Origin of the sequence: Streptomyces sp. NPDC090088 (genome assembly GCF_044747345.1) — a bacterium.
Classification (GTDB): domain Bacteria; phylum Actinomycetota; class Actinomycetes; order Streptomycetales; family Streptomycetaceae; genus Streptomyces.
In genome coordinates this window covers 217,756-241,621 of record NZ_JBIVDZ010000006.1, presented here as the reverse complement: position 1 = coordinate 241,621, position 23,866 = coordinate 217,756, and the positions used below count along the sequence as shown (strand labels likewise).

General features: G+C 71.2%; 23 protein-coding genes. 13 read left to right on the top strand and 10 right to left on the bottom strand.

From position 1 onward, the window contains the following. Nucleotides 1–59 precede the first annotated feature (59 nt). Both ACIPSJ_RS28930 and ACIPSJ_RS28925 read left to right on the top strand, forming a co-directional pair. Nucleotides 60–743 carry an SGNH/GDSL hydrolase family protein gene (locus tag ACIPSJ_RS28930; RefSeq protein ID WP_359207316.1) on the top strand — a complete coding sequence of 228 codons (684 nt, stop codon included), beginning with the start codon at nucleotides 60–62 and terminating at the stop codon, nucleotides 741–743. Nucleotides 744–831: 88 nt separating this feature from the next. Further along, nucleotides 832–1,419, top strand: coding sequence for a Uma2 family endonuclease (locus tag ACIPSJ_RS28925; RefSeq protein WP_359207319.1), 588 nt, complete (start codon nucleotides 832–834; stop codon nucleotides 1,417–1,419). Here ACIPSJ_RS28925 and ACIPSJ_RS28920 read toward each other — a convergent pair whose 3' ends face one another. After that, nucleotides 1,420–1,818, bottom strand: coding sequence for a helix-turn-helix domain-containing protein (locus ACIPSJ_RS28920; protein ID WP_359207322.1), 399 nt, complete (start codon nucleotides 1,816–1,818; stop codon nucleotides 1,420–1,422). It abuts the gene before it with no gap. A gap of 125 nt (nucleotides 1,819–1,943) precedes the next feature. Between ACIPSJ_RS28920 and ACIPSJ_RS28915 the strand changes: the two genes are divergently transcribed. Beyond that, entirely contained in the window at nucleotides 1,944–2,834 is an 891-nt protein-coding gene (locus ACIPSJ_RS28915) for an NADP-dependent oxidoreductase (RefSeq protein WP_359207325.1), read from the top strand. Between the two features lie 71 nt (nucleotides 2,835–2,905). Further along, entirely contained in the window at nucleotides 2,906–3,898 is a 993-nt protein-coding gene (locus ACIPSJ_RS28910) for an aldo/keto reductase (RefSeq protein WP_401350456.1), read from the top strand. A gap of 219 nt (nucleotides 3,899–4,117) precedes the next feature. Here ACIPSJ_RS28910 and thpR read toward each other — a convergent pair whose 3' ends face one another. Continuing rightward, a complete protein-coding gene (gene thpR, locus ACIPSJ_RS28905) occupies nucleotides 4,118–4,690 on the bottom strand; it encodes an RNA 2',3'-cyclic phosphodiesterase (RefSeq protein WP_401350453.1) in 573 nt (190 codons plus the stop codon). 25 nt (nucleotides 4,691–4,715) lie between these two features. Between thpR and ACIPSJ_RS28900 the strand changes: the two genes are divergently transcribed. Continuing rightward, the gene (locus ACIPSJ_RS28900; protein WP_359207334.1) at nucleotides 4,716–5,234 is read left to right on the top strand and encodes a GNAT family N-acetyltransferase; all 519 of its coding nucleotides are present in this window, start codon (nucleotides 4,716–4,718) and stop codon (nucleotides 5,232–5,234) included. A 20-nt stretch (nucleotides 5,235–5,254) separates the two neighbouring features. Here the strand turns inward: ACIPSJ_RS28900 and ACIPSJ_RS28895 are convergent, their stop codons facing one another. Together ACIPSJ_RS28895 and ACIPSJ_RS28890 are read right to left on the bottom strand one after the other, a co-directional pair. After that, entirely contained in the window at nucleotides 5,255–6,601 is a 1,347-nt protein-coding gene (locus ACIPSJ_RS28895) for an MFS transporter (protein WP_401350451.1), read from the bottom strand. Nucleotides 6,602–6,629: 28 nt separating this feature from the next. Continuing rightward, the gene (locus ACIPSJ_RS28890) at nucleotides 6,630–7,067 is read right to left on the bottom strand and encodes a MarR family transcriptional regulator (RefSeq protein WP_351702944.1); all 438 of its coding nucleotides are present in this window, start codon (nucleotides 7,065–7,067) and stop codon (nucleotides 6,630–6,632) included. 153 nt (nucleotides 7,068–7,220) lie between these two features. Between ACIPSJ_RS28890 and ACIPSJ_RS28885 the strand changes: the two genes are divergently transcribed. After that, on the top strand, nucleotides 7,221–7,403 hold the full coding sequence (locus ACIPSJ_RS28885) for a ribbon-helix-helix protein, CopG family (RefSeq protein ID WP_359207342.1): 183 nt from the start codon (nucleotides 7,221–7,223) through the stop codon (nucleotides 7,401–7,403). 101 nt (nucleotides 7,404–7,504) lie between these two features. Beyond that, nucleotides 7,505–8,563 (top strand): hypothetical protein, encoded by a 1,059-nt coding sequence (locus tag ACIPSJ_RS28880; RefSeq protein WP_401350449.1) that lies wholly within the window; start codon nucleotides 7,505–7,507, stop codon nucleotides 8,561–8,563. A gap of 45 nt (nucleotides 8,564–8,608) precedes the next feature. Here the strand turns inward: ACIPSJ_RS28880 and ACIPSJ_RS28875 are convergent, their stop codons facing one another. Further along, nucleotides 8,609–10,060: an NCS2 family permease gene (locus ACIPSJ_RS28875; protein ID WP_359207348.1), complete on the bottom strand. Its 1,452-nt coding sequence runs from the start codon at nucleotides 10,058–10,060 to the stop codon at nucleotides 8,609–8,611. Between the two features lie 111 nt (nucleotides 10,061–10,171). Here ACIPSJ_RS28875 and ACIPSJ_RS28870 point away from each other — a divergent pair, with 111 nt between their 5' ends. Further along, nucleotides 10,172–10,429: a DUF2530 domain-containing protein gene (locus ACIPSJ_RS28870; protein WP_359207351.1), complete on the top strand. Its 258-nt coding sequence runs from the start codon at nucleotides 10,172–10,174 to the stop codon at nucleotides 10,427–10,429. Between the two features lie 110 nt (nucleotides 10,430–10,539). Next, nucleotides 10,540–12,939 carry an HAD-IC family P-type ATPase gene (locus ACIPSJ_RS28865; RefSeq protein ID WP_401350447.1) on the top strand — a complete coding sequence of 800 codons (2,400 nt, stop codon included), beginning with the start codon at nucleotides 10,540–10,542 and terminating at the stop codon, nucleotides 12,937–12,939. Nucleotides 12,940–13,013: 74 nt separating this feature from the next. Here the strand turns inward: ACIPSJ_RS28865 and ACIPSJ_RS28860 are convergent, their stop codons facing one another. From ACIPSJ_RS28860 to ACIPSJ_RS28845, 4 genes are all read right to left on the bottom strand, one after another. After that, the gene (locus ACIPSJ_RS28860) at nucleotides 13,014–13,796 is read right to left on the bottom strand and encodes a hypothetical protein (protein WP_401350445.1); all 783 of its coding nucleotides are present in this window, start codon (nucleotides 13,794–13,796) and stop codon (nucleotides 13,014–13,016) included. A gap of 173 nt (nucleotides 13,797–13,969) precedes the next feature. Continuing rightward, on the bottom strand, nucleotides 13,970–14,893 hold the full coding sequence (locus ACIPSJ_RS28855; protein ID WP_401350443.1) for a hypothetical protein: 924 nt from the start codon (nucleotides 14,891–14,893) through the stop codon (nucleotides 13,970–13,972). A gap of 108 nt (nucleotides 14,894–15,001) precedes the next feature. Beyond that, nucleotides 15,002–18,124 (bottom strand): sacsin N-terminal ATP-binding-like domain-containing protein, encoded by a 3,123-nt coding sequence (locus tag ACIPSJ_RS28850; RefSeq protein WP_401350441.1) that lies wholly within the window; start codon nucleotides 18,122–18,124, stop codon nucleotides 15,002–15,004. 364 nt (nucleotides 18,125–18,488) lie between these two features. Next, nucleotides 18,489–19,415, bottom strand: a complete 927-nt coding sequence (locus tag ACIPSJ_RS28845) for a DUF3027 domain-containing protein (RefSeq protein WP_359207366.1) — start codon at nucleotides 19,413–19,415, stop codon at nucleotides 18,489–18,491. A 392-nt stretch (nucleotides 19,416–19,807) separates the two neighbouring features. On the opposite strand from ACIPSJ_RS28845, the gene ACIPSJ_RS28840 reads away from it, so the two are divergent. The 4 genes from ACIPSJ_RS28840 (at nucleotide 19,808) to ACIPSJ_RS28825 (ending at nucleotide 23,328) form a co-directional block, all read left to right on the top strand. Beyond that, nucleotides 19,808–21,235 carry an MFS transporter gene (locus ACIPSJ_RS28840; protein WP_401350439.1) on the top strand — a complete coding sequence of 476 codons (1,428 nt, stop codon included), beginning with the start codon at nucleotides 19,808–19,810 and terminating at the stop codon, nucleotides 21,233–21,235. A gap of 62 nt (nucleotides 21,236–21,297) precedes the next feature. Next, on the top strand, nucleotides 21,298–21,771 hold the full coding sequence (locus tag ACIPSJ_RS28835; protein ID WP_355708990.1) for a DUF2771 domain-containing protein: 474 nt from the start codon (nucleotides 21,298–21,300) through the stop codon (nucleotides 21,769–21,771). Then, nucleotides 21,741–22,487 carry a futalosine hydrolase gene (locus ACIPSJ_RS28830; RefSeq protein WP_359207372.1) on the top strand — a complete coding sequence of 249 codons (747 nt, stop codon included), beginning with the start codon at nucleotides 21,741–21,743 and terminating at the stop codon, nucleotides 22,485–22,487. The genes ACIPSJ_RS28835 and ACIPSJ_RS28830 overlap by 31 nt, the downstream gene beginning before the upstream one ends. Further along, complete coding sequence (locus ACIPSJ_RS28825) at nucleotides 22,477–23,328, top strand: 1,4-dihydroxy-6-naphthoate synthase (RefSeq protein WP_359207374.1); 852 nt, start codon at nucleotides 22,477–22,479, stop codon at nucleotides 23,326–23,328. The genes ACIPSJ_RS28830 and ACIPSJ_RS28825 overlap by 11 nt, the downstream gene beginning before the upstream one ends. Before the next feature lie 62 nt (nucleotides 23,329–23,390). Here the strand turns inward: ACIPSJ_RS28825 and ACIPSJ_RS28820 are convergent, their stop codons facing one another. Continuing rightward, nucleotides 23,391–23,774, bottom strand: coding sequence for a cold-shock protein (locus ACIPSJ_RS28820; protein WP_093501504.1), 384 nt, complete (start codon nucleotides 23,772–23,774; stop codon nucleotides 23,391–23,393). Between the last annotated feature and the right edge of the window lie 92 nt (nucleotides 23,775–23,866).

Here is a 23,866-nt window from a genome sequence, read left to right as displayed (position 1 = left end):
AACGGTACGTGGTGGGCCTCACATCGCACCGCTCCCCTCTGATCGTCCATCATGAGCGGATGCTCAGGTTCATGCCCGTCGGGGACTCGATGACGATCGGCAGCACGGGCGAGCACACATGGCGGTACCGCATGTGGCAGCACCTGTGCGCGACGTACGGCGGCCCGTTCACCCTGGTCGGCCCGCGCGAGACGCTCTACGACAAGCTCGCCGAGGCCCCCGTCTCCTACGCCTACGCCGACCCCGACTTCCCGCGCGACCACCTGGCCGGCTGGGGCGAGGGCTGGCTGCACATGGCGCCGCTGATCGGGGAGGCGGTGCGCGCCAGCCGGGCCGACGTGCTGCTGGTCTCGCTCGGCCTGATCGACCTGGGCTTCTACACGAACGCGGAGCAGACGGCGGAGAACGTACGGTCCTTCGTCACGGCGGCCCGGGAGGCCAACGCGCGGATCGGCATCGTCGTCCTGCCGGTGATCCCGAACGTCCGGGCCCTGACGGACGCGCCGTTCGCGCGGCAGGTGGCCCTCTTCAACGAGTTGCTGGCGAAGGCGGTGGCCGACCTGGACGAGCCCCGCTCACCGCTCCTGCTGGCCTCGCCCCCGGAGTCGTACGACATCGACACGGACACCTACGACGGCACCCACCCCAACGCGAGCGGGGAGCACCGGATCGCGGAGGCGTTCGCGGAGGCGATGTGGCAGGGGTGGGACGTCGGGCAACCGTACGAGGCGGGAACGGACTGACCGATTTCCGCCGTTGCCCGGTCACCGTGCGTATCGTTGAACCGCGCGGCCGTACTCATGCGGAGGGCGGCCGGGGAGGAGCGCCAGGATGACCGTCCTCGAAGACAGGATCGCGATGGCCGAGAGCGACGACGAGATCACGCTGGACGAGATGTTCGAGCGGATCGAGAAGATGCCCGCCCCCGAGGGATACAAGGTCGAGATCGTCGAGGGAACCGTCTTCATGTCGCCGCAGCGGGACACCCACTGGGAGATCATCGCGGACATCTTCGAGCAGTTGCGGACCAAGTACCCACGGAAGCGGGTCAAGTCCGATGTCCGTATCGACTACCCGGGACACCTCAACGGGTTCGCGACGGACGTGACGTTGGTGGCCGAAGGCGCCGCCAAGACCGAGAAGGGGCTCTGGCTCCACCAGGACGTCGAGTTCGTCGCCGAGGTCATCTCCAAGGGCACCGCGGCCAACGACTACGGCGCGAAGAAGACCGCGTACGCCAAGGCCGAGGTCCCCGTCTACCTGATCGCCGACCCCTACCAGCGCCGCTGCCACGTCTTCACCCACCCCAAGGGCGACGACTACGCGACCGAGACCCGGGTGGACTTCGGCACCGACGTCGACCTGACCGGCACGGTCGTCGACCTCGTTCTCAAGACCGACGAGTTCCCGACCGACTAGCTAGTCCTGGGCGTCGTAACGCTCGCGGGCCTCGTGGACCTCTTCGATGTGGGTCTCCGCCCAGTGCTTCACCGAGGCCATCAGCTCGGACAGGCTGCGGCCGAGCGTGGTGAGTTCGTAGTCGACGCGGACCGGCACGGACGGGGTCACCGTGCGGCTGACCAGGCCGTCGCGCTCCAGTGAACGCAGGGTCTGCGTCAGCATCTTGGGGCTCACGCCCGCCATGGTGCGGGAGATGTCGCTGTAGCGGCGGGGTCCCGGCACGAGGGCGGCCAGGGTCAGGCAGGCCCACTTCTCGCTGATGCGGCCGACCAGTTGGTGGGTGGGGCAGGCCTTGATGAACGCGTCGTACTCGACACGGGCCTGTTCGCGCCGCTGGGCCGCGGTCGTGGTCGCCATGGCTCACCTCCCGGGTAGGTACGCACTTATGGGTAACTACTTCCCGATGGATAGTAGCTCTTCCTAGGGTTGTCGGCAGCTGAGGAGATACCTGAGCAGAAGCCGATATCCGGGAGTTTTCTGACATGCGTGCTGCAGTGGTGAGGTCGTTCGGCGGGCCCGAGGCCGTGGAGGTCGTGGAGACCGGGGTGCCCGAGCCGGGCGGGCGGCAGGTGCGGATCAAGGTGGCGGCGGCCGCGCTGAACCCGGTGGACGCCGGGGTGCGGTCCGGGGTGTTCGGAGCGGAGGGGCAGCAGGCGGGTCTCGGCTGGGACGTCGCCGGGACGGTGGACGCGGTGGGCGCCGGGAGCGACTGGGCGGTGGGCGACGAGGTGGTCGCCCTGGCGGCCGGTTTCGGCGGGCCGCTGGGCACGCACGCCGAGTACGTCGTCGTGGACGCGGACGCGGTGGCGGCCGCCCCGAAGTCCGTCGACGCGGTGGCCGCCGCCACCCTCCCCCTGAACGCCCTGACCGCCGCCCAGGCCCTGGACCTGCTGGAGCTGAAGCCCGGCCAGTCGCTGCTGGTCACCGGCGCGGCCGGGGCGGTCGGCGGATACGCCGTGCAGCTCGCCGCCCGTCAGGGGATCACCGTGACCGGGCTGGCCCGCGCGGAGGACGAGGAGCTCGTACGGTCCCTGGGGGCCGCCTCCTTCAGCAGCGGTGCCGTCGCGGCCGGGAGCGTCGACGGGGTGCTGGACGCGGCGCTGCTCGGGGCGGCGGCCCTGGACTGGCTGCGGGACGGGGGCGTCTTCGTCGGCGCGATCCCGGGCGCGGCGCCGGAGCCGGTGCGCGGGGTGCGGACGGTGTCCGTGTCGGTGAGCGCGGACGGCGCACGCCTGGCGGAGCTGTCCGGCCTGGTGGACGAGGGTGTCCTGACCCTCCGGGTCGCCGGGACGTACCCCTTGGCGGAGGCCGCGAAGGCGCACGCCCGGCTCGCCGAGGGCGGGGTGCGGGGGCGGCTGGTGCTGGTGCCGTAGCGCCCGCCCCTGCCACCCGGCCGGCACAGGTCCTTGCCTAGAGCGCACTCCACGCCGTTGGCTGGGTGACCATGAAGTACACGCAGCTCGGACGTACCGGACTCAAGGTCAGCCGACTCGTCCTCGGCACCATGAACTTCGGCCCCCAGACCGACGAGGCCGACAGCCACGCGATCATGGACGCGGCGCTGGACGCCGGCATCAACTTCTTCGACACCGCCAACGTCTACGGCTGGGGCGAGAACAAGGGCCGTACCGAAAGCATCATCGGCACCTGGTTCGCCAAGTCCCCCGCACACCGCGACAAGGTCGTGCTCGCCACCAAGGTGTACGGCAACATGGCCGGCGACGGCGATGCCTGGCCCAACCACGACAAGCTGTCGGCCCTCAACATCCGGCGGGCCGTGGACGCCAGCCTGAAGCGGCTGCAGACCGACTACATCGACGTCTACCAGTTCCACCACGTCGACCGGCGGACTCCCTTCGAGGAGATCTGGCAGGCGATCGACGTGCTGGTGCAGCAGGGGAAGATCCTCTACGTCGGATCCTCGAACTTCCCCGGTTACAAGATCGCCCAGGCCAACGAGATCGCCGCCCGCCGGGGCGGGACCATCGGCCTGGTCAGCGAGCAGTGCCTCTACAACCTCGCCGAGCGGCGCGCCGAGATGGAGGTCATCCCGGCCGCCCAGGAGTACGGCCTCGGGGTCATTCCCTGGTCGCCGCTGCACGGCGGGCTGCTGGGCGGTGTGATCAAGAAGGAGGTGGAAGGCGGCCGCCGGGCCGGTGGCCGGGCCGCCGACGCCCTCGCCAACACCACCATCCGGGCCCAGATCCAGGCCTACGAGGACCTGCTCGACAAGCACGCCGCGGAACCCGGCGAGGCCGCCCTGGCCTGGCTGCTCACCCGCCCCGGCGTCACCGGCCCGATCGTCGGCCCGCGCACCGCCGAACAGCTGGACTCGGCCCTGCGAGCGGTCGAACTCGACCTCGGCGAGGAACTCCTGGCCGGCCTCGACGAGATCTTCCCGGGCCCTGGCCCGTCCCCGGAGGCCTTCGCCTGGTAACACCGGAGAGGTGAGCGCCCCGCCAGGGGCGCGGGGCTGTATCGATGTGCGGCTCCGCCGCGTGGGCGCGACCAGCCACCCGCGGCGGAGCCGAAACCCGACCGCGGTTTCTCCCCGCCGCCCTCACCTCATCGCGGACGCCACCGCGACGACGACGAACAACAACACGAGCGCACCGGCCATGATCCGGTTCCGGGTCTTCGGGTCCACACAACGAGCCTAACCGGCCGCCCCGAGCCCCCAGCGGCCGACCACCTCGTACCGCGGCTGCTCCCCCGGCACCCCCGACGTCGGCAGATTGCTCCGCACCAGCGCCAGCTCCCCCACCGTCCAGGTCCGGCTCGCGAACTCCGCGAGCAGCGCGGTGTACGGCCGTACGTCCACCGCGTCCCGGCTGCGGGCCACCGTCAGGTGGGCCTTGTAGCGGCGGTGCTCCCCCATCGGCAGGCCCGCCTTCCGGGCCGCCGCCTCCGCGCGGTCGGCCAGCAGCCGCAGGGTCTCCAGGTCGCCGCGGGCGCCCGCCCACAGGGCCCTGCCGTGCCCGAACTGTCCGCCGCCCGCGACGGCCAGCGGGAAGGGCGCGGTGCGGTGGGCGGCGCGGGCCAGCCGCTCCGAGAGGTCCGGTACGACCTCGTCCTCGACCTCGCCGTAGAACGCGAGGGTGTAGTGCCAGCCGGGGCGGCCGGTCCAGCGCAGCGCGTCCGCGCCCGGCAGCTTCCGCAACTCGGCCACGCGCCCGGCGAGTTCGGCGGCCACGTCCGCGGGGGGCAGCACGGCGGCGAAGATTCTCATGCGGCCACCCTGCCATCATGGGGAGATGCGGATCACCATCAGAGAAGGCGGCCCCGACGACATACCCGTGATGCTCGGCATGCTCGACAGCTGCGTGAAGTGGCTGGTGGGGCAGGGGCGGACCGAGCAGTGGGGGACGACACCCCTGTCGGCGAACGAGAAGACGGTGGAGTCGGTCGTCCGGTACATGGACGAGGGCGTGGCCTACATCGCCGAGGCGGACGGGGTGCCGGCGGCCACGCTGACCCTCACCGACGCCCCGGGCGCCTATCTGGCCCAGCTGCCGCCGCCCGGTGAGCCCGAGCGGTACATCCACTGGCTGGCCTCGGACCGCCGGTTCCGGGGGCACGGCGTCGGCAGCGCGCTGCTGGCGCACGCGGCCGAGGAGACCCGGCGGGCCGGGGTCGCGCTGCTCCGGGTGGACTGCTACGCGGGCGCCGACGGAAAGCTCGTCCGCTACTACGAGAGCAACGGATTCACCCGTACCGACACCTACACCGCCCTCGGCGACTGGCCGGGGCAGGTGCTGGCCCGGCGGCTCTAGGCCCCCGGGCCTGCCCGCCCTCAGGCCGCCGGGGCGAGCTGTTCCTGGGCCTCTCTCGGCACGAAGCGGACCTGCGGGTGGCCGCGGTGCCAGCCGACCGACAGCCGCAGGTTGCCGACGCGGGCCAGGACCAGGCCGATGCCGATCGCGGCCACCGCGGCGATCGCGCCGCCGACGGCGAGGCCCGCCCGGACGCCGTACGCGTCCGTGATCCAGCCGGCGATGGGCGCGCCGATCGGCGAGCCGCCCATGAACACCATCATGTAGAGGGACATCACCCGGCCGCGCATGGCCGGGTCGGTGCCCATCTGGACGGTGGTGTTGCCGGTGACGTTGACGGTCATGCCGAACATGCCGATCGGCACCATGAGCAGGGCGAACAGCCAGAGGGACGGCGCGGTGGCGGCCACCACCTCCAGGGCGCCGAAGGCGATGGCCGCCGCGATCATCACCCGCATCCTCGCCGTGCCGCGTCTGGCCGCGAGCAGGGCGCCGACCAGGGAGCCGACGGCCATCAGCGTGTTGAAGGCGCTGTAGGAGCCGGCGCCCGCGTGGAAGACGTCGTCGGCGAAGGCGGAGAGGTAGACCGGGAAGTTGAAGCCGAAGGTGCCGACGAACCCGATCAGGACGATGGTCCAGATGAGGTCGGGGCGGCCGGAGACATAGCGCAGGCCCTCCCGCAGCTGGCCCTTGCCGCGCGGGGCGCGCTCGACGACGTGCAGGTCGCGCGGGCGCATCAGCAGCAGCCCGACGATGGGGGCGACGAAGGACAGGCCGTTGAAGAGGAACGCCCAGCCGGTGCCGACACCGGTGATCATCAGGCCGGCGACGGCGGGGCCGACCAGGCGGGCGGACTGGAAGTTCGCGGAGTTCAGGCTGACCGCGTTCTGCAGCTGGTCCGGGCCGACCATCTCGGAGACGAAGGACTGCCGGGCCGGGTTGTCGACGACCGTGGCGAGGCCGACGGCGAAGGCGGCGAGGTAGACGTGCCAGACCTGGACGTGACCGGAGAGGGTCAGCAGGGCGAGCGCGATGCCGGTGAGGGCCATCGCGGTCTGGGTGACCAGGAGGGCGCGCCGCTTGTTCAGCCGGTCGACGAGGACACCGCCGTAGAGACCGAAGAGCAGCATCGGCAGGAACTGCAGGGCGGTGGTGACACCGACGGCGGTCGCGGAGCCGGTGAGGCTGAGGACGAGCCAGTCCTGGGCGATGCGCTGCATCCAGGTGCCGATGTTCGAGACGACCTGGCCCGCGAAGAACAGGCGGTAGTTCCTGACCTTCAGCGAGCTGAACATCGACGACTTGCGGGCGGGGGTAGTAGGGGCGGTCGGTGCGGGGGCGGAAGGTGCTCCGGGTCCCGTACTCAAAGTGGGTTCGCCTCCTCGGTAGAACGGCTTACAGATGTGCGAGCTTCTCCAGCACGGGGGCGGCGGCGCGGAGTTTCGCCCACTCGTCCTCGTCGAGACCGTCGACCAGGCCGGCCAGGAACGCGTTGCGCTTGCGGCGGCTCTCCTCGAGCATCGCCTCGGCCTGCTCGGTCTTGGTGACGACCTTCTGGCGCCGGTCCTCCGGGTGCGGCTCCAGCCGGACCAGGCCCTTGGCCTCCAGCAGCGCCACGATGCGGGTCATCGAGGGCGGCTGGACGTGCTCCTTGCGGGCCAGCTCACCGGGGGTGGCCTGGCCGCAGTTGGAGAGGGTGCCCAGCACCGACATCTCGGTGGGGCTCAGTGACTCGTCGACCCGCTGGTGCTTGAGCCGTCGCGAGAGTCGCATCACGGCGGAGCGGAGGGAGTTCACGGCGGCCGCGTCGTCGCCATGGGTAAGGTCCGGCATGTTCTTTAGAGTAACTCATTACCCTACCTAAAGACCACCCGGGACACGCCATGTGCCCGTGACCTCGGCCACTGAACCCCATCCTCACTCGTACGAGTGAGTCAATTCCGGAAAGTGACGCACGGAGCGGACGGATGTGGCGCCCTCGTATCCATGGGGACCAGTGTGCTCAGCCTGCGGATAGACAAAGAGCTGCTCGACCGGCTCCGGCATCATGCGGCGAAAAGGGGAATGAGCGTCCAGGACTACGTGGTCAGCACGCTCGTCCGCACCGACTTCGACGAGCGGTTCTCGGCCGCCGTCGAGGAGACGGAGAGGTTCTACGGAGTCACCTGACAGGCGTTCGACAAACACAGCTGCGATGTCAACTCCCGTTCCACTAGCGTTAACCCCTCGTGCCGGGCGGCCGCCCGGCAACAACAGGGGGGCTACCACCCATGGACGAGCGAAGGTCCGTCGAGCAGCAGGGGAACCCGAGCCGCCGCCAGTTACTCCGCACGGGCGCCGGGCTGGCCGGCGCGGTCACGCTCGGCACGGCGGCGCCACTGGTGGCGGCGGGCGCCGCCCAGGCCACCGTCGCGACCTCGAAGCACTTCGTGCTGTCCGGTGACGGCGGCAACCCGGTCTGGCGCGCCACGCTCCACCAGCCCTACTGGGCGATGCAGTCCTTCGCCTACGACAACGTCAACGGCCGCATCTACTTCGCCCAGCACCGCATCGGCGACAGCGCCGGGCACAACGGCGACCTGTGGATCTCCCAGACCGACCTCTCGGGCAACGTCCTGGGCACGATGGCCGTCCAGGGGTTCGGCCACGGCTCCTCGATGGGCGTGGAGCCGACGGGCTCGGGCTCGACGCCGTACCTGTGGATCGAGGGCAGCGACTCCGACGACAACGGAGCCGGCGAGAAGCTGTCCCGCTTCCGGTTCGTGGACGGCCTGACCCTCGTGTACTCCAGCCCCGTCATAGAGATCTACGACCGCACCCCGACCATCTCCAGCTTCGTCAAGCTGCCCCGGCCGGCGATCGACCCGTACACCGACCGGCTGCTGATCCGGTACGCGACCAGCGGCTCCGCCTCCCGGGTGTGGCGCCTGGCCGTCTTCGACCTGGCGGACGCCGTCGCCGGCCGCCTCAGCGACGGCTACCGGCTCGTGGAGCGGGCCATCCCCAACAACGACGAGCTCGGCCTCACCGCGGCCGACCAGTTCCAGGGCATCACCCTGTGCGGCCAGTACGCCTATCTCTCGTACGGCGGCCCCGGCGGCCCCTCCTACCTGGTCACGCTGGACCTGAACGACACCGGCGGCTCGTACTACGACAAGTTCCAGACGACCGCCGGAGCCTCCCTGCCGGGGCGCGAGCCCCAGGGCACGGCGATCTGGATGGTGTCCGGGGCGCCCAGACTGGCGTTCGGCTTCTCGTCGAAGACCACGAGCACCGATCCGGACACCCTGGACGCGAGCATCTTCTACAAGAGCGACTTCGTCTCCTGAGCGGGGCCCGCCGGCCTCACCCGGCCGGCGGGCACCCCGCGCGGATCACGTGAGGCCGAGGGCCGGCATCAGGTAGTAGAAGGCGAACACCGCCGAGACGACGTACATCGCGACCGGGATCTCCTTCGCCCGGCCCGCGGCCAGCCTCAGCACCACGAAGGTGAGGAAGCCCATGCCGATGCCGTTCGTGATCGAGTAGGTGAACGGCATCATCACCATGGTCACGAAGGCCGGGATCGCGAGAGTGTAGTCGGCCCAGTCGATCTCCTTGATCGAACCGGCCAGGATCAGGAAGCCGACCGCGAGCAGCGCGGGGGTGGCCGCCTGGGACGGGACCATCGTGGCGACCGGGGTGAGGAACAGCGCGACGGCGAAGAGCGCACCGGTGACGACGTTGGCGAAGCCGGTGCGCGCGCCCTCGCCGACACCGGCCGTGGACTCCACGAAGCAGGTGGTGGCCGAGGAGGAGCTGGCACCGCCGGCGGCGACCGCGACACCGTCGATGAACAGGACCTTGTTGATGCCCGGCATGTAGCCCTGGGCGTCGGTCAGCTTGGCCTCGTCGCTGACGCCCATGATCGTGCCCATGGCGTCGAAGAAGCAGGACAGCAGGACGGTGAAGACGAAGAGGATGCCGGTCAGCAGGCCGACCTTGTCGAAGCCGCCGAAGAGGCTGACCTTGCCGAGCAGGCCGAAGTCCGGGGTGGCGACCGGGTTGCCGGGCCACTTCGGGACGGTCAGGCCCCAGGACGTCACGTGCGCGACGGCGTTGATGATCAGCGCGAGCACGGTCATCGCGACGATCGAGATCAGGATCGCGCCGGAGACCTTGCGCACGATCAGCGCCAGCGTCAGCAGCGAGCCGAGCACGAAGACCAGGACCGGCCAGCCGTTGAGGTGACCGTCGGCGCCCAGCTGGAGCGGGACGGTGGTCTGGGCGGCGTCCGGGATCCGGCTGACGAAGCCGGAGTCCACCAGGCCGATCAGCATGATGAACAGGCCGATACCGATCGAGATCGCCTTGCGCAGGCTGTAGGGCACCGCGTTCATCACGCGCTCGCGCAGCCCGCTGGCGACCAGCAGCATCACGATGAAGCCGGCCAGCACCACCATGCCCATGGCGTCCGGCCAGGACATCCGGGGCGCCAGCTGGAGCGCGACGACGGAGTTCACGCCGAGACCGGCGGCGAGCGCGATCGGGACGTTGCCGATGACACCCATGAGCAGGGTCGTGAAGGCGGCGGTGATGACGGTGGCCGTGACCAGCTGACCGTGGTCGAGCTGGTGACCGTACATGTCCTTCGCGCTACCGAGGATGATCGGGTTCAGCACGATGATGTACGCCATCGCGAAGAAGGTGGCGAAGCCGCCGCGCACCTCGCGGGCCAGGGTGCTGCCCCGCTCGGAGATCTTGAAGTAACGGTCGAGCGCGCCGTACGCGGGGGTCGCACCCGGCTGTTCGGGAGCGGGCGCCTGAGTGGAAGCCGGGGTCGACATTGGAGGTTCCTACGAGCAGAAGTGGCCAGACACAAACGGTTTCAGTATGAACGTATGATGACTAGATCGCTATCTCCGCGCGTAGAACGACCGGGTGCGTAAGCTGAGCCCATGGCGAAGTGGACCCCCAAACACGAGGCACCGGAACCCCTGGAGGGCCCCGTGGTGCCGACCATCATCGGCGGCACGATCGTCTGGTTCGTCCTCTTCCTGGCCCAGCTGCCCTTCTACGGCTGGTACGCCGACCACGGCCACACCTGGTGGGTATGGACCTGCCTGGCCGGCGGGGGCCTGGGCCTGATCGGCGTCTGGTACGTGCGGAAGCGGGACGCGGCGATCAAACGGGCGGCCACGGTAGGCGCTCCGTAGGGGTGCGGCACCACACCCGTACAACCACCGCACGACTTCGGTCCTCCCCAGGTCGGATCTTTGACGCACTCCGCATGTGAACGCTCAAAACCGCACGTACCGTCGAAGACATGCAGCACATCGACGCGGGCGCCGAGCTCGACCCTGTGCATCCCGTACCCCTGCCGGCACCGGTCAGGACAACCGGCCTGACGTCGGCCGAAGTCGCGCAGCGCATCTCGCGCGGCCAGGTCAACGACGTACCGGTGCGCAGCAGCCGCTCGTTCGGCGAGATCGTGCGCGCGAACGTCTTCACCCGGTTCAACGCGATCATCGGCGTGCTGTGGCTGATCATGCTGTTCGTGGCGCCGATCCAGGACAGCCTGTTCGGCTTCGTGATCCTCGCCAACACGGGCATCGGCATCGTGCAGGAGTGGCGGGCCAAGAAGACCCTGGACTCGCTCGCGGTGATCGGCGAGGCACGGCCGACCGTCCGCCGGGACGGGGCCGCCGTGGAAGTGAGCACGAACGAGATCGTGCTCGACGACCTGATCGAGATCGGCCCCGGGGACAAGATCGTCGTGGACGGGGTGTGCGCCGAGGCCGACGGTCTGGAGATCGACGAGTCGCTGCTCACCGGCGAGGCCGACCCGGTCGTCAAACGCCCCGGCGACCAGGTGATGTCCGGGAGCTTCGTGGTGGCCGGCGGCGGCGCGTTCGCGGCGACCAAGGTCGGCCGGGAGGCCTACGCGGCCCAGCTCGCCGAGGAGGCCTCCCGCTTCACGCTGGTCCACTCCGAGCTGCGCACCGGTATCTCGACCATCCTCAAGTACGTGACCTGGATGATGGTCCCGGCCGCCATCGGCCTGGTCGTCACCCAGCTCGTCGTCAAGAACAACGGCTTCAAGGACGCCGTGGCCCGCACGGTCGGCGGCATCGTCCCGATGGTCCCCGAGGGCCTGGTGCTCCTCACCTCCGTCGCCTTCGCGATCGGCGTGATCCGGCTGGGCCGCCAGCAGTGCCTGGTCCAGGAGCTGCCCGCGATCGAGGGCCTCGCCCGCGTCGACACCGTCTGCCTCGACAAGACCGGCACCCTCACCGAGGGCGGCATGGACGTCATGGAGCTGCGGGCGCTGAACGGGGTCGACGAGACGTACATACGCAAGGTGCTGGGCTCGCTCGGCGAGTCCGACCCGCGCCCCAACGCCTCCCTCCAGGCGATCATCGACGCCTATCCCGACAGCGAGGACTGGCGGTGCGTGGAGTCGCTGCCCTTCTCCTCCGCCCGCAAGTACAGCGGGGCGACCTTCAGCGAGGGCGACGGGGAGCTGAGCACCTGGCTGCTGGGCGCGCCGGACGTGCTCCTCGGCGCCGACGACCCCGCGTTGGCCGAAACCGCACGCCTCAACGAGGAAGGGCTGCGGGTGCTGCTGCTCGCCCGCGCCGCCCGCGACCTCGACCACGGGAAGGTGGCGGAGGGCGCCCGCCCCACCGCCCTGGTGGTCCTGGAGCAGCGCCTGCGCCCCGACGCGGCCGACACCCTCGGCTACTTCGCCGACCAGGACGTCCGGGCGAAGGTCATCTCCGGCGACAACGCGGTGTCGGTCGGTGCCGTGGCGGCCAAGCTGGGCCTGAGCGGTACGACGGTGGACGCGCGCCGGCTGCCCGCCGAACCGCACGAGCTGGCCGCGGCGCTCGACGAGGGCACCGTCTTCGGACGGGTCACCCCGCAGCAGAAGCGGGACATGGTGGGGGCTCTGCAGTCGCGCGGACACACGGTCGCGATGACCGGGGACGGCGTGAACGACGTGCTCGCCCTCAAGGACGCCGACATCGGGGTCTCGATGGGCTCGGGCTCGGAGGCGACCCGGGCGGTGGCCCAGATCGTCCTGCTCAACAACAGCTTCGCGACGCTGCCCTCGGTGGTGGCCGAGGGGCGGCGGGTGATCGGGAACATCACCCGGGTGGCGACGCTGTTCCTGGTCAAGACCGTCTACTCGGTGCTGCTTGCGGTGCTGGTGGTCTGCTGGCAGGTGGAGTACCCGTTCCTGCCGCGGCACCTGACCCTGCTGTCCACCCTGACCATCGGCATCCCGGCCTTCTTCCTGGCCCTGGCCCCCAACAAGGAACGGGCCCGACCGCACTTCGTACGCCGGGTGATGCGGTACTCGATCCCGGGCGGGGTGGTGGCCGGGGTCGCGACCTTCGTGACGTACCTGATCGCCCGCCACTACTACACGGGCACCGGATCCCTGGACGCCGAGACGAGCGCGGCCACACTGACCCTGTTCCTGATCTCGATGTGGGTACTGGCGATCATCGCCCGGCCGTACACCTGGTGGCGGGTGGCCCTGGTCGCCTCGATGGGCGTCGCGTTCGTGTTCGTGCTCGTCGTGCCCGCGCTGCAGAGCTTCTTCGCGTTGAAGCTGGTGGGGGTGGTGATGCCGTGGACTGCCGTCGGCGTGGCCGTGGTGGCGTCGGCGGTGCTGGAGCTGTCGTGGAAATGGGTGGAGCGGAGATTTCCGGATTGACGCGGTAGGGGGAACTGCGCGGGCCCGGTGGGGGCTGGTCGCGCAGTTCCCCGCGCCCCTTACGGGGCACTTGACTACTGCACGTCGATGTAGTCGCCCGTGGCGCTGACCGCCGGGGTGGTGGAGGTGCCGACGAAGGAGTAGCGGTAGTAGCCGTCGACCGAGGCGGTGGTCGTCGTCTTCAGGGCGCCCGTGGAGGAGGACTTGATGGTCTTCAGCGTGGTGTAGGTGGTGGAGCTCTTCTTGCGGAACTGGAGCTTCACCGACTGGCTGCCGTAGGCGCCGTACTTGTGGGTGTCCCAGTTGGCGCGGGTCAGGGAGCCGGTGACCGTGATGGTCTTGCCCTTCTTGACCGGCTCGGGGGTGGCGTTGGCCGTCAGCTTCGTGGCGCGGAGGATCTTGGTGGTACCCAGGCCGCCGACCCACTTCGTGCCGCCGTCGCCGACGGCGAGCGCGCCGACGCTCCAGGAGCCCGCCTCGGAGTTGGTCAGGTCTTCGTCCCCGTTGACCGTGAAGACCAGGGTGGCCTTGCAGTTGAGGACGGTGGTGGAGGCGGCGGTGCAGGTGCCCGGCTCGTCGGAGACGAACAGGTCGCTCGGCTTCGTGATCGAGGTGCCCCGGTAGATGGCCGGGCCGGTGGCGAAGTCGCTCGCCTTCAGGCTCGCCGCGTGCGTCACGGTGTACGTGACCGAGAAGGACGCCTTGGTCGTGCCGACGACCATGCTGCTGCCCTTGTTGACCTTCATGCTGGAGAAGGTGACGTCCGGCGCGCTGCCGGCGGCGTGCGCGGCCGGGGCGACGAACGCGGAGAGGGCCAGGGCGCCGGAGACGGCGGCCACAGTGGCACGAATGCGCATGAATTCCCCAGTGGGAACAGTGGGCGCGAGGCCCAAGTGATCTAGGGAGTCTGTTGACTCGGGTGATCAGATCCACGAGGGGTGAGCAAGGTTGTGCAGGTGAGACGTAATCCAGTCAGATTTTGTTTCCTTTGCGACCGGATTACGTCTCCTTGGGATTACTCCCGGTGCTGCTACTTCACGTCGACGTAGTCACCCGTGGCGTTGACCGCCGGGGTGGTGGAGGTGCCCACGAAGGAGAAGCGGTAGTAGCCGTCCACCGTCGCCTTGGTGGTCGTCTTCAGGGTGCCGGTCGAGGACGTCTTGATGCCCTTGACGTTGGTGTAGGTGCTGGAGCCCTTCTTGCGGAACTGCAGCTTCACGGACTGGCCGGTGTAGCCGTGGTACTTGCCGTCCTCCCAGTTGGCGCGGGACAGCTTGCCGGTGACCGTGATGGTCTTGCCCTTCTTCACCGGCTCCGGGGCGGCGTTCACCGTCAGCTTCGACAGGCGCTGGACCTGGGTGCTGCCGAGGGCGCCCTGGTCGGCGTAGCCGACCTTGGTGATGTCGAAGTCGGTGCTGGTCGGGTCCTGGCCGTTCCACGCGATGGCCAGGGCACCGGCGTGCCAGAGCCCGGCGTCGGAGTTGGACAGTTCGCCGTCCGCCGGGTAGACGTCGATGTTCCCCTTGCAGCTGGCGGTGGTCGCCGAGGTGGCCGTGCACTTCGCCGGGTCGTCGCCGATCAGGAAGTTGGACTCGTCGGTGTAGGAGCCCTTGTAGATGTAGGCGCCCGTGTTGAAGTCGGCGGCGGTGATGTCGACGTCGGCGCCGTGGGTCAGCGTGTAGGTCACCGACGTGGCGACGTGCGCGGTCGTACCGACCTTGACCGCCTTGGCGATCTTCACGTTGGAGAAGGTGACGTCCATGGCGTACGGAGCGTCGTCGTCCGCGGTGGTGGCCGTGTACGCGGTCTTGCCGGACGCCGAGTGAGCGGCCGCGAAGAGCTTCGCCGCGTCGGCGCCGAAGGACGAGCCGCCGGCGGCGTGCGCGGCGGGCACGGCGAAAGCGGAGAGAGCGAGGGCGCCGGAGACGGCGGCCACGGTGGCACGGATGCGCATGCGTTCCCCCATGGAAATGTTCGAGGAGTCCGTTGACTCGCCCGATCAGATCCATGGGCGGGCAGAAAGGTTGTGCAGGATTCGAAAGCTGTGTCGATCCTGTGAAGCTCAGTCGAACCAGCGGTCCCGTGCCAGCTCCTCCGTGCGGGACGGGTCCTCCAGCAGTGCGGCCACCTCGAAGCGGCGTGGCCACTGTCCGGCCGCCCAGGCGAGGCCGGCGGCGACGCCCTCCAGGGTGGCGGCGTGCAGGACGCCGTCGCCCGTGAGCCGCCAGTCGATCTCGACGCCGTCGACGACCAGTTCCTCGTGCTCGACGTAGGTCCCGGGGGTGCGCGGGCCGAGCAGCACCCGGACCGGCTCGGGGACGTCGTGCTCCGTGCCCTCCGAGTCGACCGAGCCGGTCACCGACTCGCTGAGCCGCCGCACCTGGAACAGCTCGGCCAGCTCGGCCGCGCGGGCCGGCCGTACCGGCAGCAGCGGCACACCGGAGGTGAAGGGCAGCAGGTCGGGCGAGTCGACGACGACCGCGTCGGCCGCGTCCACCACCTCGACCCGGCCGTCGATCACCGCCCGCACCTCGTCCGGCAGGGTCACCTGCTCGGGGTCCAGGTCCGCCAGCGCCCCGTAGAGGGCGTGCAGTTGGGCGCCGGTGACCGGGCGGTCCGGGTCGGCGAGGCGGTCCAGGAGCTCGGCGGCGCCGCCGGGTTCGTCGAGGAGGGCGGCGACCGAGGTCCGTACGCCGAGCGCCCGCAGCACCTGCTCGTCCTCGAAGCCGGTCGCGTCGGCCTCCTCGTAGAGGCCGCGCAGCAGCGGGTCGCCGCCGGCGGCCAGCAGACCGGCCGGGCGGCGGCCGTCGAGCACCGGGTGGCCGCGCAGCCACCAGGCCGTGTACGGCCGTACGACCTCGTGGGTGCCGTCGGGCAGCAGGATCCGGACCGGCTGGGTGAGGGCGTCGCGGAGCGGGGGCCGGGCGAGCAGGGCGAGGGCCTCGGGCCAGTGGTCCTCGTCGACGAGGTCGAGGTCGCGGACGGCGATCAGCTCGGTGGCGACCGGCGGGACGGGGGTGTCGGGGAAGCGGTCGAGGATGTCCTCGCACCAGACGTCGACGGCGTCAAGCAGACCCGCGTCGTCGGGTTCGGCGAAGTCGCCCTCGCGGGGCTCCAGTTCGTCCGGGTCGAGGACGACGTCCGTGGCGCGCACGAGGGCGAAGTTCGCCAGCACCCCGCAGGCGGCCAGCGGCTGTTCGCCCCACTTGCGCGCCAGCTCGGCGTCCACGGCGGCCAGTTCGTCCTCCCGGATCACCTGGGCGAACGCGCTGCCGGGGAGGACGAGTTCACCGGCCGGGGCCAGCTCGCCGTCCTCGTCGGGCAGGGCCAGCGCGCCCAGCCACGGCTCGTCACCGGGCTCCAGAGCGGCGTCCCGGACCAGCGCCAGCACGGTGTCCGCCAGCTCCTCGGCGTCCGGGGCGTCCTCCTCCCAGTTCAGAGAGCCCTCGTCGTCGAGCGACGCGGCGACGGCGGCCCGTACCTGCGGGGTGGTCAGGACCGCGCGCGGGCTCGCGGGCAGCGCGCCGAGCTTCTCCAGGAGCGGGTGGGCGGCGTCCTGGTGGGCCACCTTGAGGCCGAGCCGGGCGAGGACCTCGGGGTCGATGGCGGCCGAGTCGGGGGTGGGGAGCAGTACCTGACGGGGCCCGATGGTGGTCCGGCCGTCGGCCAGCGGCACCGGCAGGCCGGACAGCCGCTCCGGGTCGACGCCCGCGAGGCTGTCGTAGAGCCGCCACCACCAGTCCGGGTCCTTCTCCAGGCCGGCGAGACGGTCGACGGCGTCGGCCAGCGGGAGCCGGGCGACGCCCAGCGTGCGCAGCTCGACCCGGCGTTCCAGACCGGCGGGCAGGAGGGTGGGCAGCACCTCGGCGAGGACCCGGACCGTGTCGGCGCCCGCCCCCTCCACGATCTCGGCGTCGCGCGGCCGCAGCGCCTCGGGAAGATCGGAGTCGTCCGAGGTGTCCACGGCGGGCGGCAGGAAGGCGGTGCGGGGCAGCCGCTCCAGGATCGCCTGGCGCAGCGTCCCGTCCAGCTCGCCCTTGCCGAGCGGACCGGGCACCAGATGGATGATCCCCTCCCCCACCGGCCGCCAGTCGGCGAGGAGTTCGGCGTACGCGTCGGCCGCGCGCCGCACCAGGAAATCGGTGAGCGGGCCGGGGGCGGTGTGCCGGCGGGTGGTGTCGAGGGGGAAGGAGGCGATGAGCAGGGCGGGCACGCCGAGGGGCTCGTCGCTGGGCGTGGGGGCGTGCACGACGGCGGCGGTGCGCGGGCGGTCCGGGGCGCCCTCGGCGTCGGTGGGCACGGCCCAGGTCAGCGACCAGTGCGGACGCAGCCGCTCCTCGACCGGACGGTCGGCGAGCAGGTCGGCGGTGAGCGGCCCGTGCGCGGAGACGGTACGCCAGCTGGTCGTGCCCCGCTGCGAGTCCTCTACGACGGTGAGGGCGCCGTCGGCGCGGCGGCGCAGGGTGCGGGTGGCGTCGGCCGTCTCGATCACGACCTCCTCCAGCCCCGGCAGGGCGAGCAGGAGCGCGTCGTCGACGGCGCCCAGGAGACGCTCGGCGAGATCGGTGGCGGCGGTGTCCCGCAGCGGCAGGATCACGACCGTGTCGTACGGGTCCGGGGCGGTGCCCTCGGCGGCGAACGGGAGCCGGAGCAGCGGCACATGGCCGTCCCGGCGGCGGATCTCGTCGCCGAGCCCCGAGCTGCTCAGGGCGGTCTCCTCGGCCAGCTCCCGGGCCTCGGCGAGCGACCAGCGCACCCCGCCGTGCCGTCCCACGACGGCCGGCTCGTCGGTCACCGCGAGCACGGCGGCGAACCCGACGCCGAACCGTCCGACGGAGCCGGTGTCGCCCTCCTCCCGCTTCGCGGAGGCGCGCAGGGTGGAGAGGGACTCGACGCCGATCGCGTCCAGCGGAGCACCGGTGTTGGCGGCGAACAGGACGCCGTCGCGGAGAGTGAGCCGGAACCGCCCGGGCACACCGGCCCGTGCCGCCGCGTCCGCCGCGTTCTGCGCGAGCTCCACGACGAGCCGGTCCCGGTATCCGCCGAGGACCAGGTCCTCCTCGGCGTTGGCGTCCTCACGGAAACGAGCGGGGCTGGTGGCCCAGGAGTCGAGGACACCGCGCCGCAGACGGGCGGTCCCGAACGGGTCGGCACCCTCGGCGGCGGGCCGCACGAACTTGCTCACGTTGTCTCTCCTCGTCGACGTGAGCACGAAGGTACCGCGCGCCGAGCGTCCCCCCGCCCACCCGGCTCAGCGGCCGCGAGGCAACCACCCAGCCCCCGGAGTCACCGCCTGGCTGGAACGCGACGTCAGCACGGCCGCCGTGGCTCACGCCCTGACCGCCGGCCTGCCGTACGAGCCGCTCCACAGGCCCGCCGCCGCGCTCGCCCACCGGCTGACGGACCGGCTCCCGCCGTCACCGCCGTTCCGCGCGCCGCCCTCGCCCCGGCCGACCCCGGCCAGACTCCACGACTGCGACGGCTGCGACCACGGCTTCCGCTCCGCCAGGACTCTGCCGCGGCTGCCGAAGCGATCTCCCGGCGGCCCGCTAGGAGTGCCCCAGCTCCGCCGTCTCCTCGTCCGGGACCGGCGGGACCGAGCCGGAGTCGGAGGCCGGGCGGAGGGGGAAGGGGTCGATCCTGGTCTCGTCGACGACCGGCGGGGCCGGCTGCGGGGGCTTCGGCATGACCGCGGCCTCCGAGTGGCCGCCGCAGCCGTAGGAGAGCGAGACGACCCGGCCGTCGGCAGGTGAGAACTCGTTGGCGCAGACGCCGAAGGCCTGGCCGAGGGAGCCGCCGATGGGGCTCAGGAAGCCGCAGCTGACGCAGGTCGCGGGGGCCGCCTGGGCCATCGGGGTCTTGGCGCCGAAGGACTCCTCCCAGCGGTCGGCCGCGGTGTGCAGGCCGTAGCGGGACAGGACCCGGGCCCGGCGCATGCCGAGTTCCTCGGCGACCGAGGCGATCGTGCCCCGGGACGGGACGGTCGGCAGATGCGCGGGCGTGCCCGCGGTGACCTCGGCGTCCTCCGCCTCCGCCAGCTCCTCCATCTCCGCCGAGACCGGGGAGTTCGGCTCCGGCTCGTCCTCGCCGGAGTAGCCCGGCTCCAGCCGGAGGTCCTCGGCCTCGGTGGGGAGCAGGTCGCCCGGGCCCATGTCGCCGGGGCGCAGCCGCTCGCTCCACGGCACCCACTCGGGGGCGAGGAGGGCGTCGGGGCCGGGGAGGAGGACCACCTCGTCCAGGGTGACGACCTTGGCGCGGGAGGCGCGGGCCACGGTCACCCCCCAGCGCCAGCCCCGGTAGCCGAGTTCCTTGCACTCGAAGAAGTGCGTGACGACGCGATCGCCTTCCGCGACCGCTCCGGTGTGCTCCCCGACCACGCCGGGCGCGGCTGCCTCCTCGGCGGCGGCACGGGCGAGGTCGACCGCCTCGGCGCACAGACGGTCGGGGGTGCGGCTTCGCGTTGTCGCTGCGCTCACAGGTATCGCTTCTCTCCTACGCCGTCTCACGAGTGCGGCTGCCTCCGGCGGTGGGGCGGACGGAGCGGACCTGTGGGCCGCATCGACGTCCGCGTCCGATCGCACTCGGGCGCACCTCTGCCATCCATTGTGCGTTATGGCTGAGATACGCACGCTACCCCGTCGCCGGTGGTGGGGGACAGTCCGGCGCGGTGCCTGGGCGGCGCCCTGTGCCGAAGACGGTACGGGGTGGGGCGGAAGTGGGTCGTCGCGGGCTGCGGGTGGGTGGGGGTTGCTCGCGCCCACGCGGCGGAGCCGTACATCGATACGGACCCGCGCCCCTACGGGGCGCTTCGGACTCGCTTGGCCACAAAGTGCACTAGGGACTGCACTCTCAGGGCACTATGAACGACGTGGCAACCGCGAGGTCCCCCCAACGCGCCGTCGGGGTCGGTAGCGGTGCGGGCCGGGTGCGCGGTGCCGTCCGCTCGGTCGGGCGTGCCCTGCACTTCCCGGTGACGGGTACCGCCCGGGGCATCAGGAAGGCGACACACGCGCACGGCGCCGGTGAGTCCGGGCTCGGGAAACTGATCGAGCTGCACGCGGTGAACGGCGCCGGTGACGTCATGATCACCATCGCGCTCGCCTCCACCGTCTTCTTCTCCGTGCCCACCGACGAGGCCCGCGGCCGGGTCGCGCTCTACCTCGCCATCACCATGGCGCCCTTCACCGTGCTCGCGCCCGTCATCGGCCCCCTCCTCGACCGCCTCCCGCACGGCCGCCGGGCCGCGATGGCCGGTTCGATGCTCGCCCGGGCGCTGCTCGCGCTGGTCATCTCGGGGGCGGTGGCCAGCGGGAGTCTGGAGCTGTATCCGGCCGCCCTCGGGGTGCTGGTCGCGTCGAAGGCGTACGGGGTGGTGCGCAGTGCGGTCGTGCCCCGGCTGCTGCCGCCCCGGTTCTCGCTGGTGAAGGCCAATTCCCGGGTCACCCTCGCCGGGCTGCTCGCCACCGGCGTGGCCGCCCCGGTGGGGGCCGGACTCCACGCCATCGGGGACCCGTGGCCGCTCTACGGCGCCTTCGTGATCTTCGTCGCGGGAACCTTTCTCTCCTTCACCCTCCCCCCGAAGGTCGACTCGGCCAAGGGCGAGGACGTGGCACTGCTCGCCGCCGACGAGAAGCATCTGCACGGCCCGCTGCGGAAGGACCGGGACGACCAGAGAGAGGCGAAGGACGCCAGGCGGCCGGGGCTGCGGACCGTGGGGCCCGCCGTCACGCACGCCCTCGGCGCCAACGCGGCCCTGCGCTGCCTCTCCGGGTTCCTGATCTTCTTCCTGGCGTTCCTGCTCCGCGAGCACCCGCTGACCGGCGAGAGCGCGGCGGTGTCGCTGGGGATCGTGGGGGTCGCGGCGGGCGTGGGCAACGCGCTGGGTACGGCGGTGGGGGCCTGGCTGCGCTCCCGGGCCCCGGAGATCATCATCGTGGCGGCGGTGGCCCTGGTGCTGGGCACGGCGGTGGTCGCGGCCCTGTTCTTCGGCGCCCTTTTGGTGGCCGTGCTGGCCGCGGTGGCCGGTTTCGGGCAGGCGCTGGCCAAGCTGTCCCTGGACGCGCTGATCCAGCGGGACGTGCCGGAGTTGGTGCGCACCTCCGCGTTCGCGCGCTCGGAGACGCTGCTCCAGGTGGCCTGGGTGTTCGGCGGCGCGGTGGGCATCGTCATGCCGTTGAACGGCACCCTGGGCCTGGTGGTGGCCGCCGTGATCGTGGCGGTCGGCTGGCTGACCACCCTGCGCGGCCTGCTGAACTCGGCCCGGCACGGCACCCACCCCCGACCGCGAGTGGCGTAACGAACCGGGCACGCCGTACCCCACATGGGGAGACGGCCGGGACCTCCCGATAGCCTTCGGCCATGACCACGCTGCACTCCCGCTCGCGACGCCGCCGCGTCGTCGCCGCCGCCGGCGCCGTTTCCGCCGGACTGCTCGTCCTGTCGGCCTGTGACAAGCCCTCCCCGATCGCCACGATCACCGTCGGTACGAACTCGGTCAACTCCGAGGCCACCTGCTACAACGACGGCAAGGCCCTGGACACGGCCTCCCTCACCAAGTGCCTCAAGGACACCGGGATCAAGTCCATCAAGGTGGACCCGGACGACACTGTCCGGTTCGGCGTCGACCCGAAGATCGCGGACAACGGCTGGACGATCCTGATGAACGGTCAGGCGCTCACCGACTCCAGCACCAAGACCTACCGCACCATCCCGGGCAGCGTGTTCTTCAACGCCCAGTACGGCGCCTCCGGCAACTCGACGCTCGTCTCCATCAAGGAGGGCGACAAGTCGGTGCTGGGCCTGTGGTCCTTCAAGCTCAAGAAGGACGCCTGACCACGTCCGCCGTACGCGTCCTCGTAGCCACTGCGGTCCCGGCCGAACGGGACGCGGTGGCACGGGCGTTCGGCAGCGCGGCGGAGGTGCCCCTGCCGGCGGCGACCCTGCTGCGCACCCCCGGGGGCCACGACCTCCTCGCCGCCGGGGTCGGCCCGGCCCGCGCCGCGGCCGGCACCGCGACCGCGCTCACGGCCGCCGCCCTCGACGGCCGCCCCTACACACTGGTCGTCTCCGCCGGGATCGCCGGCGGTTTCGCGCCGCGGGCGCCCGTGGGCTCGCTGGTCGTCGCCGACGAGATCACCGCGGCCGATCTGGGCGCCGAGACGGCCGACGGTTTCGTGCCGGTGACCGAGCTCGGCTTCGGGACCGTCAGCCACCGTCCACCGAATTCGCTCGTACGAGCGATCGCCGAAGCCGTCGGCGCTCACCCCGGAGGGGTACTCACCGTCTCCACGGTGACCGGCACCGCCGCCCGCGCGGCCGAACTGCGCGCCCGGCACCCGCACGCCCTCGCCGAGGCCATGGAGGGCTTCGGGGTCGCCGAGGCGGCCGCCGCGCACGGCGTGCCCGCCGTGGAGATCCGCGCGGTCTCCAACCCCGTCGGCCCCCGCGACCGCGCCGCCTGGCGCATCGGCGACGCGCTGACCGCCCTCACCGAGGCCTTCGGGAAGCTCGCGCCCGTCCTGGAGAGTTGGAACCCACATGACCAGTGACCCGTTGCGCATCGCGTACTCGCCCTGCCCCAACGACACCTTCGTCTTCGACGCCCTCGCCCACGGCCGGGTCCCGGGCGCGCCCGCGCTCGACGTGACCTTCGCGGACATCGACATCACCAACGGCATGGCCGAGCGCGGCGAGTCCGACGTGCTGAAGGTGTCGTACGCCGTGCTGCCCTACGTCCTCGACGCGTACGCCCTGCTGCCCTGCGGGGGCGCGCTGGGCCGGGGCTGCGGGCCGCTGGTGCTGACGCGGGAGGCGGGGGCCGACCTCACCGGCCGTACCGTCGCCGTACCGAGCGAGAAGTCGACCGCGTACCTGCTCTTCCGCCTCTGGGCGGCGGACACGCTGACGGACGGCGGCGTCGGCGAGATCGTGGTCATGCCCTTCCACGAGATCATGCCCGCCGTGCGGGACGGGAAGGTCGACGCGGGGCTGGTCATCCACGAGGCGCGCTTCACGTACCAGAACTACGGCCTGCACAAGCTCGCCGACATGGGCGAGCACTGGGAGAGCACGACGGGCCTGCCGATCCCGCTGGGCGCGATCATCGCGAAGCGCTCGCTGGGCGCCGGGACGCTGACCCGGCTCGCCGACGCGATCCGCACCTCCGTCCACGCGGCCTGGGACGATCCCGAGGTGTCCCGGCCCTACGTCATGGCGCACGCCCAGGAGATGGACCCGGCCGTCGCCGACCAGCACATCGGGCTCTACGTCAACGAGTTCACCTCGGAACTCGGCGAGGACGGATACGCGGCGGTCCGCGGACTGCTCACGCGCGCGGCGGCCGAGGGACTCGTCCCGCCCCTCGGCCCGCACGCACTCGATTTCCCGTAAAAGGAGTTACGGGACTTACCCGCTTACGAGACGCGTATGTCTCTTACGCGGCTCCTGTGCGGCTACACGTCCAGCTGGTCCGCGACCGCCCGCAGCAGCCCGGCGATCTTCGCGCCGGCCGCCTTGTCCGGGTAACGGCCGCGCTCCAGCATCGGCGTGATGTTTTCGAGCAGGGTCGTCAGGTCCTGCACGATGGAGGCCAGCTCGTCCGGCTTCTTGCGCTGGGCGGCGGCGACCGACGGAGTGGGGTCGAGAAGGACCACCGACAGGGCCTGGTCACCGCGTTGACCGGCGACGACGCCGAACTCCACGCGCTGGCCCGGCTTGAGTGCGTCGACCCCGTCGGGGAGAACCGAGGAATGGACGAAGACGTCACCGCCGTCGTCGCGGGAGAGAAAGCCGAAGCCCTTCTCACTGTTGAACCACTTGACCTTGCCGGTAGGCACGTCTGTCCTCGTCCTCGTATCTCGTCGGAAACTGCTCGGTAAACTTCTGAATGCAACAGCTCTGGAACGGCCCTTGATAGCACTCGGGCGGG